Here is a 15,103-nt window from a genome sequence, read left to right on the forward strand (position 1 = left end):
GTAACATAATATGCAGCACTTAAGTATTGATGGACAGCATTTCTATAATATGATGGTAAATGCTAGCAATAAACTAGAGGAAAAAAAGGAATATGTTAATTCGTTAAACGTTTTTCCAGTACCGGATGGTGATACTGGGACAAATATGTCAATGACGTTTAAGTCAGCAGTTAACGAAATACAAAATTTAAACGGAGCAGATATAGGTAAAATTGCTAGAATACTTGCTAAGGGAGCGTTAATGGGTGCCAGAGGAAACTCTGGAGTTATACTTTCTCAAATACTTAGGGGATTGTCAAAGGGGTTAGAAGGTAAAGTAGAGATAACAGCAAAGGAACTTGCAGAAGGTATAATGGAAGGTTCAAAATCTGCATATAAGGCTGTAATGAGGCCGACAGAAGGAACAATTCTTACCGTTATACGTGCAGCAGGAGAAGCTGCTATAAGGAGCACTGAAACAGATATTACAAAGCTTATGGAAGAAGTATGTTCTCATAGTGAAGATGTTTTGGCGAAAACTCCTGAGATGCTTCCAGTTTTAAAACAGGCTAAGGTAGTAGATGCTGGTGGAGCAGGACTTTTAGTAATATTTAAAGGAATGCTTGAGGTTCTTAAAGATGATATAGAGTTTGTGGAAATAATAAATGAAACAGTAAAAGAAAATAAAGCTTCAGTTCAAAAAACATTATCTACTGAAGACATAAAATATGGATATTGCACTGAGTTCTTTATTCTTTCTGAAAAAGTAAATATAGACAAATTTAAGGAAGAGTTAGAACCACTTGGAGATTCTATGATAGTGGTAGGTGGAGAAGGACTGGTTAAAGTTCACATACACACAAATGATCCAGGTCTTATATTATCTAAGGCTGTAAGCCTTGGAGAACTTTCAAAAATAAAAATAGATAATATGAGAGAACAGCATAGACATATTTTAGAAGATGATTACAAAGAAGATAATAATGAAATGGAAGAAGAAAACTTACCAAATAAGCAGTATGGTTTTGTATCTGTTTCTTTAGGAGAAGGAATAAAAAATATATTTGAAGACTTAGGTATTGATGTGGTGATAGAAGGTGGCCAAACAATGAACCCAAGTACTGAAGATATATTAAATGCTATTAATGAAATAAAGGCAGACAATATATTTATACTTCCAAATAATAAAAACATAATTATGGCAGCAACTCAAGCTGCAGAGCTTGCAGAAAAGAGTGTACATGTAATTCCTACAAAGACAATTCCTCAAGGAATCACTGCAATTACTTCTTTTAATGCAGATGCCACAGTTGAAGATAATATCGAAGCTATGAATACTTCTATAGAAAATGTAGCTTCAGGTTCTATTACTTATGCAGTAAGAGATACAGAAATTGATGACAAGGTTATAAAAGAAGGCAATATAATAGGACTAAGAGAAGGAAAAATAGAAGAAATAGGTGACGATAAATTCGAGGTTTGTAAAAATCTTATAGAAAAAATGGTTAATGAAAATAGTGAACTTATAACAATTTTTTATGGAGAAGATTGTGATAAGGCACAGGTAGAAACTTTTGTAAATGAGTTAGAAGATAAATATAGCGATATAGATATACAATATTATGAAGGAAATCAACCTTTATATTATTTTATATTTTCTGTTGAGTAAAAAAAGCCTTAAGGCTTTTTTTACTGTATAGGAAAGTATAGATTATTTTAACTTAATATATGGAGTGATAATATGAATGTGTACAGTGATATAAGCTGTATAAAGGGAGTAGGACCTAAAGCTAGAGAAAATTTAAATAAGTGTGGCATATTTACTGTTATAGACCTTTTATTATACTTTCCTAGGGATTATAAAGAGGTAACTCTATATGGAAATTTAAATGATGCAAATAATAAAGAAGAGGTAATAATTAATGCTACTTTATTGGAGATAAAAAGAGACATACGTACCAAAGGTGGGAAGGTACTTACTACTCTTTTATTCAGTGAGGGAGAAAATATATTTAAGTGTCAATGGTTTAACCAGCCATACATGAAAAATCATTTTGTTATTGGAAACATATATTTATTAAAGGGGAAAATTCAAATTTACAAGGGTGAAAATACTCTTATAAATCCTTCAGTTGTGAAAGAAAATATTTTAAGTAAGGATACTAGTTTAACAAGAAGTATAATGCCTATTTACTCTTTAAAAGAAGGGGTAAAAAATAAGCTGTTAGTTAATTTAATAGACCAGGTATTAAAAGAAATTTCTATAGAAGAAAACTTGCCAGAAGAAATAATTAATAGGTATAAATTTTGTTCTTTAAATAAGGCTATATCAATAATTCATAAGCCTAAAGATATAAATGAACTTCATGAAGCAAAAAGAAGATTGAAATTTCAAGAATTGTTTACATATTCATTAAAAACATTATTGTTAAGAAATTATAGAAACAAGAGTAATAATGGAACTGCATTTAAAATTTATGATGAAGTGAATGAGTTGATGTCTTCACTACCTTATGAGCTTACAAATGCACAAAAAAGAGTTATAACGGAAATATTGGCAGATCAAAAGCAAAGTAGATGCATGAATAGACTAGTTCAGGGTGATGTAGGAAGTGGAAAAACTATAGTTGCAATCATAGCATTGTTTAACATAGTTAAAAATGGATATCAGGGTGCATTTATGGTGCCTACAGAAATTTTAGCAAAACAGCATTATAAAGAAATGTTAAAAATCTTAGATGCCTTTAATGTTAAAGTAGAACTTTTGACAGGAAGTACTACTAAAAAACAAAAAGAAAAGATAAAAGAAGATTTAAAGGCTGGGAATATTGATATAATTATAGGTACTCATACATTAATAGAAGATGATGTGGAGTTTTATAATTTAGGATTGATTATTACCGATGAGCAGCATAGATTTGGAGTTATGCAAAGAAGTAAGTTCTTTAATAAGGGAGCCAATATAGATGTGCTAGTTATGACGGCAACTCCAATACCAAGAACAATGGCATTATATTTGTATGGAGATTTAGATATATCATTAATTGATGAACTTCCTCCTGGGAGGCAAAAAATTCATACATACTGTATAGATATTAAGAAAAAAGATAGAGCATATAATTTTGCGCAAAGGGAGATAGATGAAGGAAGACAAGTATATATAGTTTGTCCTTTGGTAGAGGAAAATGAAGATTTAAAATTGAGTTCAGTAGAAAAACTTTATAATGAATTAAAGCAAAGTTATTTTCAAAATATAGAAATTGCTATTTTGCATGGTAAAATGTCATCTAAAGATAAGGATGCTATTATGGAAAGGTTCAAAAGTAATGAAATAAAGATTTTAATTTCTACAACAGTTATAGAAGTTGGGATTAATGTTCCAAATGCATCGCTGATGGTAGTAGAAAATTCGGAAAGGTTTGGTCTTGCACAACTTCATCAGTTGCGAGGAAGAGTAGGAAGAGGGCAATATAAGTCTTATTGTATACTTTTATCAGAAATTAAAAATGAGGTTACTAAACAGCGAATGGAGACTATGGTAAACAGCAGTGATGGATTTTATATAGCAGAACAGGATTTGAAAATCAGAGGAACTGGAGAAATATTTGGATTAAGGCAGCATGGGGATGAAGGATTTATTCTTTCTAATTTAGCTGAAGATATGAATTTATTAAAAGAAGCTAATAAAGAGGCAAAGTATATAATTAAAAGTGAAGATGAAAATTATAAGCAACTTATAAATTATATTTATAATAAGTTACAAAATAGCTCAAAATATATATGCTTTAATTAGATGCCTCATTATAATATTATTAACAACCTTATTAAATAAAATAGGTTATTCTTTAAATAAAGAACTAAATGTGATAAAATGTTAGAGAAATTAACGAAAAAAGGAAGAGGAGGAATTTGTATGAGAATAATTGCAGGTATTGCAAAAGGAAAAAAGATTTTACCTCCTGAAGGTATGGGAACTAGACCTACTTTAGATAGAGTAAAAGAGAATATATTCAATATGATTCAATTTCGTGTATATGGAACAAAGGCAATAGATGTTTTTGCAGGTACAGGAAGCTTAGGATTGGAAGCAGTAAGTAGAGGTGCTAAGGAGTGCTATTTAGTAGATATGGGAGAAAAAAGCTTTAGTATTCTTAAGCAAAATGTAAAAAGTTTGAATTTTGAAGATAAATGTACATGTTTAAATATGGATTCTTATGAGGCCTTAAAGATGCTAGCAAGTAAGGGAATGGTTTTTGATTTGATTTTTATAGATCCACCTTATGTAAGAGAAATGATTCCACCAGCTATGCAGATAATTGACGATAACAACTTGCTTAATAGAGATGGGATTATAGTGAGTAAAATTGATTCAATTGAAGAAATATATCAGGGAACAGATAATATTAAGTTAACTGATTATAGAAAATATGGCAATACAACTGTTTGCTTTTACGAGTATAGGGAGGAATAAAATGAACATAGGTGTTTACCCAGGTAGTTTTGATCCTATAACTAATGGGCATTTAGACATAATTAAAAGAGCATCCAAGACATTTGATGAAGTCATAGTAGGAGTACTGGTAAATCCCGATAAAAAAGGATTGTTTGAAATAGATGAGAGAGTAGAGCTTATAAAAAGAGCTACTAAGGATATACCAAATGTAAAAGTAGAAAGCTTTAGTGGACTTTTAGTTAATTTTATGGAGGAAAGAAACATAAAAGTTATTATAAAAGGACTACGAGCAGTATCAGATTTTGAGTATGAGTTTAAAATGGCATTAATGAATAAAAGATTAAATCCTGATATGGAAACAATATTTATGATGACAGCGGCAGAATATTCATTTTTAAGTTCATCTTCTGTAAAACAAGTAGCTATGTTTGGAGGATGTATACAGGGATTAGTGCCTGATGAAATTATACAAGATGTACTAGAAAGGATAGAGAAAAATAGGGGGATTTAATTATGGACGTACTTAAGTTACTTGAATATATTCAAGAGATAATAGAAACGGCATCAAAAGTGCCTATGACCGGCAAGATAATGGTAGATAAAAAAGAAATTACTGAAGCGGTATATAAAATAATAAATTATATGCCATCAGAATTTAAGAAAGCTCAATGGGTTTATGAAGAAAAGGATAGAATAATAAGTGAAGCGCAAAAGGAAGCAGAAGAGATAAAAAAAGAGAACATTGAAGTTTTAAAAAGGCAAATAGAAGGCCATGATATCACCATTGAAGCAAAGGAAAGAGCCGAAGAAATAATTTCTTCAGCCCAAAATGATGCGAAAGCTTTAAGGCTTGGAGCTAGAGAATATGCAGATGAAATTTTAACTGAGCTAGAAAAAGAAATCTCAGAAAAAAGCGATAAAATGTTAAATAGCATCAAAGATGAAATGGAGCGTTTTATAAGTAGCTTAGAGGGCGAAGTAAAGTTTACATCTGATACCATAAGAGAAAATATACAAGAACTAAGAAGTATGAAAAAGTAACTTTTTAAGTGTAATAATAATTTTATAAATTACCACTGGTAATATAATAATTAAAAAAATGTACATATATAAATTGATTGTAGATATCTTATAATATGAGTTATTAAATGTAGGGGAAGTAGTATAAAAGATATTATATGTTAAAAAACATATGATTGAACTTATTATCCCTTGTAATAATTTATATTTGCTATACCTAATAAGGGAAAAATCAAATTTACTCATAAAAGAATTACACTGCCAAAGTATACATAGTCCGCTAAATCCAATTAAAAAACTTGCAATACTTAGCTTTATTGCAGGATTAACATCTGTAGTAGAGAGTATATTGCATCCATTTGTCATTTCAATAAGTCCTAGTAAAAGTCCTTGTATAACTTTTGTAGGAATATTAAATAGTATACTAATATTTTTTAAAATAGCATCAAAAATGATGCTATTTTTTATTATGCTATTTATGACTGAAAACAATATTATAAACCCACCTACAGATGAAGAAGTTTTTATAGAATCTTCAATAGAAGTTCTAAGTGCTGACCCTAAATTCAAATCATAGGTAGTATTTACAGCAGATTTATATGGGATCTTTTTTTCATCGGGTTTTATTATTAAGCTCATAATGAAACAGGACAGATAATTGGCAATTAATAATATATAACCCATTCTTAAACTTTTGAACATTGATACTCCTACGGAACCAATAACAAATAAGGGGCTAGCATTAGAGGCTATATTTAGAAGTCTTTTACAAGTATTGAAATCTATAATCTTCTTTTCATATAGCTCACAGGCGTATTTTGCTCCAAGCGGATATCCACACAAGGTGCTTATTATTACAACAAAACTGCATTGTACTGGTAACCTAAGAGGAAGGCAAAGAAACTTTCCGAAAAATTTAGAGTATATAAATACGCCGTTACAGTACAACATTATATTTGATATAGTTAAAAACGGGAATAATGAAGGAAACACTTTATAAAAAAACAAATGAGCTCCTTCTATGGTGCCAGCTATTGAAATACTAGGATTTAAGGCAAAACTTATTATCAATATGGAACAAATTAAAGTTATTAACATAGACTTATTTTTTAGTAATAAACAAATTAGTATTATTGATATTATAATCATTAAATATAATATAATTCTTATCATAAAACTATCCTTATAAAAATACTTTAATATAAATATATTGTAAGGATTGAATTTTATTACTCTAGAATTATAGGCTTGGTTTTATAATCTGCAAATGGGTCTACAAAATTATTAATTAAACTGTAGGATTTAGTTGCTTTAACATCTATTTCTAATATTTCAGGAAGATGTTTCGGAAGCTTAGTATATATAGGAATAGAAGAGCTTTTTTTCATTTGTTTAAGCATTTCTCTTCCTATACTATTAAAGCCCAAAATTCTAGCATAAGGGCATGGGTTTCGTCTAAGCGCATCATAGTTAAAGGTATCAAAATTTAAAAAGTATTGATATAAAATCCTGCTTATTCTTGAATAGGTATATCGCTTAGTTTTTATATTCAGTATAAGTTCTTTCATATTATTAGAACTAATAATAAAGGAGTTAATTCTATTAGAAAGTCCTTCAGAAGCTTCGGGTATTTTTTCTGTATCTCCAATTCCAGAAATATATTTATATTTTATATAATTTAATACTTTATCCTCAAAATCAAATAAATAAGAGCTTTTTTTCAAACTTTCAAGTATATTCCACACACTATCAGGGGTAAAATATTTAATATGATTTATATCTGTATTGCTTTGTAGATAATTTCTTATAGCAGTGGCACTGGAAAATTTTGAATCCAAATCCAATGAATTGTAAGAATTTCCTTGCCTTGAAATGGTAAAGGGTTCAATACTGCTATTTAATTTCAATAAATTTTTACAATATTCTATTCCCAAAATATTGTTAGATGAGGTGAAAAAATTGTTAAAGGACAAACAATTTTTTTCGTTATTTCCTAAATATTCGTACAATGCTAAATTTCGAGCCAATGGAAAGGGAGTTCCTTTATCTAAATGTTTTTTTAAACTTGCTTTAAATTCTAAAGGTTCATTAACAAGAATATTAGATATCTTCATAATATCTAGTATATTACCACTTTCACTGCCAAAACATAAAGAATCTACTATACCTAAGCTATTAAGCAGGCTCATGCTGCCCCAGGCAAAAAATTCAGCTGAAGAAATACTATATACTAAAGGAAGCTCGATTACTAAGTCTACTCCACTTAGAAGTGCCATTTTGGCACGGGTCCATTTGTCTAAAATGGAAGGAGTACCTCTTTGAACAAAATGGCCACTCATTACCGCAATAACACCATCACATTTAGTAACTTCCTTAGTTTTTTTTATATGAAGTACATGGCCGTTATGCAAGGGATTATATTCAACAACAATACCTGCTATTTTCATAATTATCCTCCAAAAATTAGTAATTATTTTATATTGTTTACATAAATTATTATAGACAAATTTTCAAATTATACAAACATTGATAATTATTTAACACGTTTTTTGAAAAATACTATACTTTTTCATAAAATTCAGGGAAAAAGTGGATGGGTAATTTTAAAATAATATATATTTTTTTAAAATTTACCCTTGAAAAGCTTTGGTAAAAGGCCTATATTATATATTGTGCTTTAATTAATTAAAATGTATAAGATGGAGGTAATATTTGTTATGAAATTAATGGAACAAATATGGCAAAAAGCTAAGTCTAATAAAATGAACATTGTCCTTCCTGAAGGAGAAGAAGAAAGAAATATAAAAGCTTGTGAAATGATAATAAAAAATGATCTTGCAAATATAATTTTAGTAGGAAATAAAGAAAGAGTGCATGAGATAGCAAATAAATTCGGTGTTAGTGTTGATGGAGCAGAAATAATAGATCCTGAAACAAGTGATAAGACAGAAGGCTATGCAAAAGAATTATATGAGTTAAGAAAAAGCAAAGGTATGACTATTGAAAAAGCACTTAAAGTTGTAAAAGATCCGTTATATTTTGGTACTATGATGGTAAAGCAAAACGATGCTGATGGTATGGTTTCTGGTGCAATTCATACTACAGGAGATCTATTAAGACCAGGGCTTCAAATAGTTAAAACAGCTCCTGGAGCTTCAGTTGTATCTAGTGCATTTATCATGGTAGTTCCGGATTCTGTATATGGCCAAGATGGGTTATTACTTTTCTCAGATTGTGCTGTTAATCCAAATCCTACTGCAGAAGAATTAGCATCTATAGCTATAAGTACTGCAGAAACTGCAAAAACACTTTGCAATATGGAACCTAAAGTAGCTATGCTTTCTTTCTCAACTATGGGAAGTGCTAGTCATGAATTAGTTGAAAAAGTTACTAAAGCAACTAAGCTTGCAAAAGAAATGAGACCAGACATTAAAATTGATGGTGAATTACAGTTAGATGCAGCTATAGTTGATAAAGTTGCAAATCTTAAAGCTCCAAATAGCCCAGTAGCAGGAAAGGCAAATGTACTAATATTCCCTGATTTACAGGCAGGAAATATAGGATATAAGCTAGTTCAAAGATTTGCTAAGGCAGAAGCAATAGGACCTATAACTCAAGGATTTGCAAAACCTATAAATGACTTGTCAAGAGGATGCAGCCCAGAAGATATAGTAAACGTTGTTGCAGTTACAGCAGTTCAAGCTCAAAATCAGTAAGATTTATTTTATTAATTATATTAAATATAAATATAGACCTGGAAGGAGAATGTTAAATTGAAAATATTAGTAATTAATTGTGGAAGTTCATCTTTAAAGTATCAGCTAATAGATATGAACAATGAAGGTGCTCTAGCACAAGGACTTGTTGAAAGAATTGGAATAGAGGGTTCTATACTTACTCAAAAGGTTAATGGAGAAAAATATATAATTGAAGAGCCAATGAAAGATCATACAGATGCTATAAGATTAGTATTAGGTGCTCTTGTAGATAAAGAACATGGAGTTATTTCAGACATGTCAGAAATATCTTCAGTAGGACACAGAGTTGTGCATGGTGGAGAAAAGTATGCGAATTCTGTTTTAATAGACGATGAAGTAATGAAATCCCTAGAAGATTGTATAAAACTTGCACCATTACATAATCCTCCAAACATAATAGGAATAAATGCATGTAAAGCTCTTATGCCAAATACTCCTATGGTAGCGGTATTTGACACTGCATTCCATCAAACTATTCCAGAGTATGCATACTTATATGCTTTACCATACGAATTATACAAAAATTATGGAATTAGAAAGTACGGATTCCACGGAACATCTCATAGATATGTTTCAAATGTAGCAGCAGAAATGATGGGTAAGAACATAGAAGATTTAAAAATAGTTACATGCCATTTAGGAAATGGAGCTAGTGTATGTGCTGTTGATGGAGGAAAATCAGTAGAAACAAGTATGGGCTTTACTCCATTAGAAGGTGTAGCTATGGGAACTAGATCTGGTAATGTAGACCCAGCTATAATAACTTTCCTTATGAAAGAATTAAACCTAGGCATAGATGAAATAAACAATCTTTTAAATAAAAAGTCAGGAGTATATGGAATTTCTGGAGTAAGCAGTGACTTTAGAGACATAGAAGAGGCAGCTGAGGCAGGAAATCATAGAGCTGAGCTTGCACTTGATGTATTCCACTATAAAGTAAAGAGATTTATAGGTTCTTATGCAGCAGCTATGGGCGGAATGGATTGCTTAGTATTTACTGCAGGACTTGGAGAAAATTCAGCATTAAGCAGAAGTGAAATATGCAAGAATCTTGAATTCTTAGGAATTAAGATAGATGAAAAGAAAAATAGTGAAGGAAGAGGATTTGCTAAAGAAATAAGCACTCCTGATTCTTCAGTAAAAGTATATGTTATACCAACTAATGAAGAACTTATGATAGCTAGAGATACTAAGGAAATAGTTGGAGATAAATAACGCACGAATTTTCATATTTTAACAAAAAAACAAATAAAACTTGACTTTTAGTTATCATCTTTATATAATAAATTGTGGCTAATTCATTGAGGTGAGAAAAATGAAGATAGATATATCTGATTTATTAAGAAAAAAGATTACCAAAAAGGATATAGATCTTTGCTTTGAAGAAGATGGTTTTTATGATGGGAAAGAAGAAATTAAATTTCTAGCTCCTATCGAAGTTAAGGGAACATTAAGTGCCTTAGGAAATGAAATATCATTTAATGCTACAGCAAAGGTTAAAATTGAACTTAGTTGTTCAAGATGTTTAGAGAATTTTGATAGAAACATGGAGTTTTCTATTGAGGAAAAATTCTCTAATGATGATGCCAATAAAGATGATGATTGCATCTTTATAGATAGTGATGTTATTGACATCACAGAAATTATAGAAAATAACATTATACTTTGCTTACCAATTAGAAGGCTTTGCAGTGAAAATTGTAAAGGTCTTTGCCAGAGTTGTGGAACTAATTTGAATCACTCAACTTGTAATTGTGGAGATGAAAATATAGATCCTAGACTGGCTAAGTTAAAGGAATTGTTTTGATAAAACTAAGGAGGTGTTTACTGTGGGAAATCCAGCAAGAAGGTTCTCTAAAGGTAGAAGAGATTCTAGAAGAGCACAAACTTTCAAATTAAGCTTGCCAGGAATAGTTGAATGTCCTCAGTGCCATGAAATGAAACTTGCGCACAGAGTTTGTAAAGGCTGTGGATATTATAAAGGAAAAGAAGTTGTAGCTTCTGAAAAATAAAAGAAAGTCTTTTGACTTTCTTTTATTTTATGTCAAAATTATATTTTTTATTTCATTTTATCTTGTATTTATTAAAAAATTGGTATATACTTTTTACAGATAAAATACCAAGTTTTTTATTGAAAGGAAAGTCGTAACTATGATTATAGCAGTGGATGGCATGGGAGGAGACTTAGCTCCAAAAGAGGTAATCGCTGGATGTATAGAAGCATTGAGTGAGTTTAAAGATTTGAAATTTCTTATTACAGGACCTGAGGACCTTTTAAATAAAGAATTATCTAATTATGAATACGATAAAAATTTATTGAGTATAATAGATGCTAAAGAAGTAATATCTTCTAATGAACCACCTGTTATGGCTATAAGAAAAAAAAAGGATTCTAGTTTAAATAAGGCGCTTAATTTGGTGAAATCAAAAGAAGCTGATGCAATAATTTCAGCTGGCAGTACAGGAGCCTTTATGGCAGGCGCATTATTTATTGTAGGAAGAATTAAAGGGATAGATAGACCAGCTTTAGCTCCAATAATGCCAGGGAAAAATTCACCATTTATGATTATAGATGTAGGAGCTAATGCAGAATGCAAGCCTGATAATTTACTTCAGTTTGCAGCAATGGGAAAAGTGTATTTTGAGAAAATATTAAAAAAAGATAATCCTTCAGTAGGCCTTGTTAATATAGGTGCAGAAGAGGAAAAAGGTAATGAGCTTACAAAAGCTGCATACACTCTTCTTAAAGAATCTAATTTGAATTTTATCGGAAATGTAGAACCTAGAGATATTCCTACCGGAGATGTAAATGTTTTAGTATGCGATGGATTTGTAGGAAATACTGTTCTTAAGATGTATGAAGGAACTGCATTTACTATATTTGATATATTAAAGGAAGAAATAATGAGCTCTTTTTCAACTAAGATAGGAGGAGCCTTATTAAAACCTGTTTTTAAAAATATAAAGAAGAAATTCGATTACAAGGAATATGGAGGAGCAGCTTTTTTAGGTGTAAATGGAATATGTGTTAAAGCACATGGCAGCTCAGATAAAAGAGCATTTAAAAATGCTGTAAGACAATGTATTAATTATCATAACAACAATATTATTGAACTTATAAAAGAAGAACTTATAATCTTAAATGAAATTTAATAGTATTGACGATATGATTAATATATAATATTATCTAATTAAAAGAATTCGGGGAGGTAAAATTATGATTTTTAAAAAGGTTAAAAATATAATTTCAGAACAATTAGGAATTGATGCAGAGGAAATATCAATGGAATCATCTTTCGTTGATGATTTAGGAGCTGACTCACTTGATGTAGTTGAGTTAATAATGGCTTTAGAAACAGAGTTTGATTTAGAAATTCCAGATGAAGAAGCTGAAAACATTAATACAGTAGGAGATATTGTAGAATATATAAAAGCTCATACTGAAGAATAATTTTGAAGTCCCGTGGATATTTACGGGACTTTAAAATTTAACAAATAAACTAAAAGTTTATCCTTGAATTTGTTTAAGCTAAAAAAGCAAGTTGAAGAATAAACTTCTAAGAGGAGTTATTGGTTATGAAAAGAGATGTAGAATTAAAAACATTGCAGAGAAAATTAAAAGTTATATTTAAAGATGAAAGACTTCTAGATGTAGCTGTTACACATAGTTCATATGCTAATCAAAAGAAGAATATAGGATATAATGAAAGATTAGAGTTTTTAGGTGATTCTGTACTACAACTTATTATAACAGAATATTTGTTTAAGAATTATAAGAACAAATCAGAAGGAGAATTATCTAGAAAAAGGTCCCTTATCGTATGTGAAAACTCATTATTTGAAGTTGCTCAAAAATGGGAATTAGGTCAGTATATTAATATGAGTAAAGGCGAAGAATTGACTGGAGGCAGAGATAGAACCTCAATACTTGCGGATTGCGTAGAAGCTGTTATTGCAGCAATATATTTAGATAAGGGAATTGAAGTTATAAAAGAATTTGTAATACGTAATTTTTTTAATATAATAGAAAAAGCTATGAAGGATGAAATAATATTAGATTATAAGACAAAGCTCCAAGAAAAGCTTCAGGAGCGAGGAGATGTTGAGATTATTTATGATCTTTTAAAATATGAGGGGCCACCTCATAGAAGAAAGTTTTATACTCAGGTTAAACTAAATGATAAAATATTAGGTCATGGTTCAGGATATAGCAAAAAGCAAGCAGAGCAAAATGCAGCAAAAGAAGCCATTAAAATTATGGAGGAACATAATGAGTAAAAGTTATTATATAATCCCTATTTTTGTACCTCATGAAGGATGTCCATATAATTGTGTATTTTGCAATCAAAGCTCTATTACTGGAATTCATGAGGTGGTAGACGAGGATTATACTCATAATATAATAAAAAGTTATTTGGAGACCATAAAGAATGATAATGCAGTTGTAGAAGTATCGTTTTTTGGAGGAAGCTTTACTGCAATAGATATGAATAGGCAAAAGTCACTTCTTAAAGTAGCTAAAAGTTATAAAGATGAAGGGAAAATAAAGTACATAAGACTTTCTACTCGTCCAGATTGCATAGACAGAGAGATATTAAATAACTTAAAAGAATATGGAGTAGATATAATAGAGTTAGGCGTGCAATCCTTAGATAATGAAGTTCTTAAGCTATCAGGCAGGGGGCATGAAGAAGGGATAGTATATACGTCTTCTAAGTTAATTAAGGAATATGGATTCACGTTAGGTCATCAAATAATGCTGGGCTTACCTGGAGATAGCTTTGAAAAGGATATAGAGACCACAGAAAAAGTAATATCTATGAAACCGGATATATGTAGAATTTATCCAGCGCTAGTGGTGAAAAATACGCCTATGGAATTTATGCTTAAAAATAATTCGTATAAACCATATTCATTAAGTGAGGCAATAAAGATAACCAAAGTAATTTATGGGATGCTTATATCCAACAATATTAAAGTTATAAGAATAGGTCTTCAGCCTACAGAAGAAATAAATGAAGGAAAAGAAATCGTCCAAGGACCATTCCATCCTGCATTTAGGGAGCTTGTAGAGAGCAGCATAATGAATGATATGATTATTGAAAATGTTCCTTCAAAATATAATGGTGAAATTATAATAGAAATTAATAACAAGGATATTTCTAAGCTTTATGCTAATAAAAAAGAATTTTTTTATGACATGATAGGTAATTTAAAGACAGTTAATTTTAAGGTTATTCAAAATTCTAATATTGAATTGGGTAATTTGGTTTTGAAACTAGATGAAAAAAACGTTAAATTGTCGATGCATGAGTACATAATAAATAAGCATAAAGAAGGATATTTAAAGCTCATATAGAATAAGATAATTGAACTATAATAGGAATGATTATTTTATGGTATATGGGGAGGAAGTATTTATGGAAATATTAAAGGTTTCATCTGGATCAGAACCTAAATCAGTAGCAGGAGCGTTGGCGGCAGCAATTAAGGAAAGAAGTAGTGCAGAGTTACAGGCGGTAGGAGCAGGAGCGGTAAACCAAGCAATAAAGGCAATAGCCATTACAAGGGGATTTGTAGCTCCTAATGGAATTGATTTAGTAGTGGTTCCGGCTTTTGCAGAAGTTAATATAGAAGGGGAAGAAAGAACAGCAATTAAATTTATTGTTCAGCAAAGATAATATATGAAAAACCATGTAAATCATGGTTTTTATTTTTAGCGTTGATATTTTAGTTTTTTTAATATAAACTAGTATATTATTAAATATTTTAAGTTAGAGGTGTTTTTATGAAAAAAGCCAAAAGAGATAAAATACAAAAAATAATGGTATATATAGTGCTTATAATGTTTGTAGCAAGTTTGTTACCTCTTGTGATTGGAAGATAGGAGAGC

General features: G+C 30.2%; 17 protein-coding genes. 15 read left to right on the top strand and 2 right to left on the bottom strand.

Translation table 11 applies throughout. From position 1 onward, the window contains the following. The first annotated feature begins 10 nt into the window (after positions 1-10). From DP68_RS06275 to DP68_RS06295, 5 genes are all read left to right on the top strand, one after another. Positions 11-1,648, top strand: a complete 1,638-nt coding sequence (locus DP68_RS06275) for a DAK2 domain-containing protein (RefSeq protein WP_035307563.1) — start codon at positions 11-13, stop codon at positions 1,646-1,648. Between the two features lie 72 nt (positions 1,649-1,720). Beyond that, positions 1,721-3,772: an ATP-dependent DNA helicase RecG gene (recG, locus tag DP68_RS06280; protein WP_035307565.1), complete on the top strand. Its 2,052-nt coding sequence runs from the start codon at positions 1,721-1,723 to the stop codon at positions 3,770-3,772. Between the two features lie 120 nt (positions 3,773-3,892). Continuing rightward, on the top strand, positions 3,893-4,450 hold the full coding sequence (rsmD, locus tag DP68_RS06285) for a 16S rRNA (guanine(966)-N(2))-methyltransferase RsmD (RefSeq protein ID WP_035307567.1): 558 nt from the start codon (positions 3,893-3,895) through the stop codon (positions 4,448-4,450). A 1-nt stretch (position 4,451) separates the two neighbouring features. After that, entirely contained in the window at positions 4,452-4,943 is a 492-nt protein-coding gene (coaD, locus tag DP68_RS06290; protein WP_035307569.1) for a pantetheine-phosphate adenylyltransferase, read from the top strand. Positions 4,944-4,945: 2 nt separating this feature from the next. Next, positions 4,946-5,473: an ATPase gene (locus DP68_RS06295; RefSeq protein WP_035307571.1), complete on the top strand. Its 528-nt coding sequence runs from the start codon at positions 4,946-4,948 to the stop codon at positions 5,471-5,473. Here the strand turns inward: DP68_RS06295 and ylbJ are convergent. Together ylbJ and DP68_RS06305 are read right to left on the bottom strand one after the other, a co-directional pair. Continuing rightward, the gene (gene ylbJ, locus DP68_RS06300; protein ID WP_291547718.1) at positions 5,453-6,625 is read right to left on the bottom strand and encodes a sporulation integral membrane protein YlbJ; all 1,173 of its coding nucleotides are present in this window, start codon (positions 6,623-6,625) and stop codon (positions 5,453-5,455) included. The genes DP68_RS06295 and ylbJ overlap by 21 nt on opposite strands. Before the next feature lie 56 nt (positions 6,626-6,681). After that, positions 6,682-7,899: a nucleotidyltransferase gene (locus tag DP68_RS06305; protein WP_035307573.1), complete on the bottom strand. Its 1,218-nt coding sequence runs from the start codon at positions 7,897-7,899 to the stop codon at positions 6,682-6,684. A gap of 270 nt (positions 7,900-8,169) precedes the next feature. Between DP68_RS06305 and pta the strand changes: the two genes are divergently transcribed. From pta to DP68_RS19455, 10 genes are all read left to right on the top strand, one after another. Then, on the top strand, positions 8,170-9,168 hold the full coding sequence (gene pta, locus DP68_RS06310; RefSeq protein WP_035307576.1) for a phosphate acetyltransferase: 999 nt from the start codon (positions 8,170-8,172) through the stop codon (positions 9,166-9,168). Positions 9,169-9,225: 57 nt separating this feature from the next. Then, positions 9,226-10,425, top strand: a complete 1,200-nt coding sequence (locus tag DP68_RS06315) for an acetate kinase (RefSeq protein ID WP_035307578.1) — start codon at positions 9,226-9,228, stop codon at positions 10,423-10,425. 100 nt (positions 10,426-10,525) lie between these two features. Next, on the top strand, positions 10,526-11,017 hold the full coding sequence (locus DP68_RS06320; RefSeq protein WP_035307579.1) for a DUF177 domain-containing protein: 492 nt from the start codon (positions 10,526-10,528) through the stop codon (positions 11,015-11,017). A 22-nt stretch (positions 11,018-11,039) separates the two neighbouring features. Beyond that, on the top strand, positions 11,040-11,222 hold the full coding sequence (gene rpmF, locus DP68_RS06325) for a 50S ribosomal protein L32 (protein ID WP_035307581.1): 183 nt from the start codon (positions 11,040-11,042) through the stop codon (positions 11,220-11,222). Positions 11,223-11,361: 139 nt separating this feature from the next. Beyond that, the gene (gene plsX, locus DP68_RS06330; protein ID WP_035307583.1) at positions 11,362-12,363 is read left to right on the top strand and encodes a phosphate acyltransferase PlsX; all 1,002 of its coding nucleotides are present in this window, start codon (positions 11,362-11,364) and stop codon (positions 12,361-12,363) included. 64 nt (positions 12,364-12,427) lie between these two features. Further along, positions 12,428-12,661 carry an acyl carrier protein gene (gene acpP / locus DP68_RS06335; RefSeq protein WP_035307585.1) on the top strand — a complete coding sequence of 78 codons (234 nt, stop codon included), beginning with the start codon at positions 12,428-12,430 and terminating at the stop codon, positions 12,659-12,661. 125 nt (positions 12,662-12,786) lie between these two features. Beyond that, positions 12,787-13,488, top strand: coding sequence for a ribonuclease III (rnc, locus tag DP68_RS06340; protein WP_035307587.1), 702 nt, complete (start codon positions 12,787-12,789; stop codon positions 13,486-13,488). Then, entirely contained in the window at positions 13,481-14,569 is a 1,089-nt protein-coding gene (locus DP68_RS06345; RefSeq protein ID WP_035307588.1) for a radical SAM protein, read from the top strand. The genes rnc and DP68_RS06345 overlap by 8 nt, the downstream gene beginning before the upstream one ends. A gap of 61 nt (positions 14,570-14,630) precedes the next feature. Then, entirely contained in the window at positions 14,631-14,891 is a 261-nt protein-coding gene (locus DP68_RS06350) for a stage V sporulation protein S (protein ID WP_035307590.1), read from the top strand. A 107-nt stretch (positions 14,892-14,998) separates the two neighbouring features. Beyond that, positions 14,999-15,097 carry a DUF4044 domain-containing protein gene (locus DP68_RS19455; RefSeq protein ID WP_186430201.1) on the top strand — a complete coding sequence of 33 codons (99 nt, stop codon included), beginning with the start codon at positions 14,999-15,001 and terminating at the stop codon, positions 15,095-15,097. The last annotated feature ends 6 nt before the right edge of the window (positions 15,098-15,103 follow it).

The organism is Clostridium sp. HMP27 (assembly GCF_000765165.1).
In the GTDB taxonomy this organism is placed as follows: domain Bacteria; phylum Bacillota; class Clostridia; order Clostridiales; family Clostridiaceae; genus Clostridium_AK.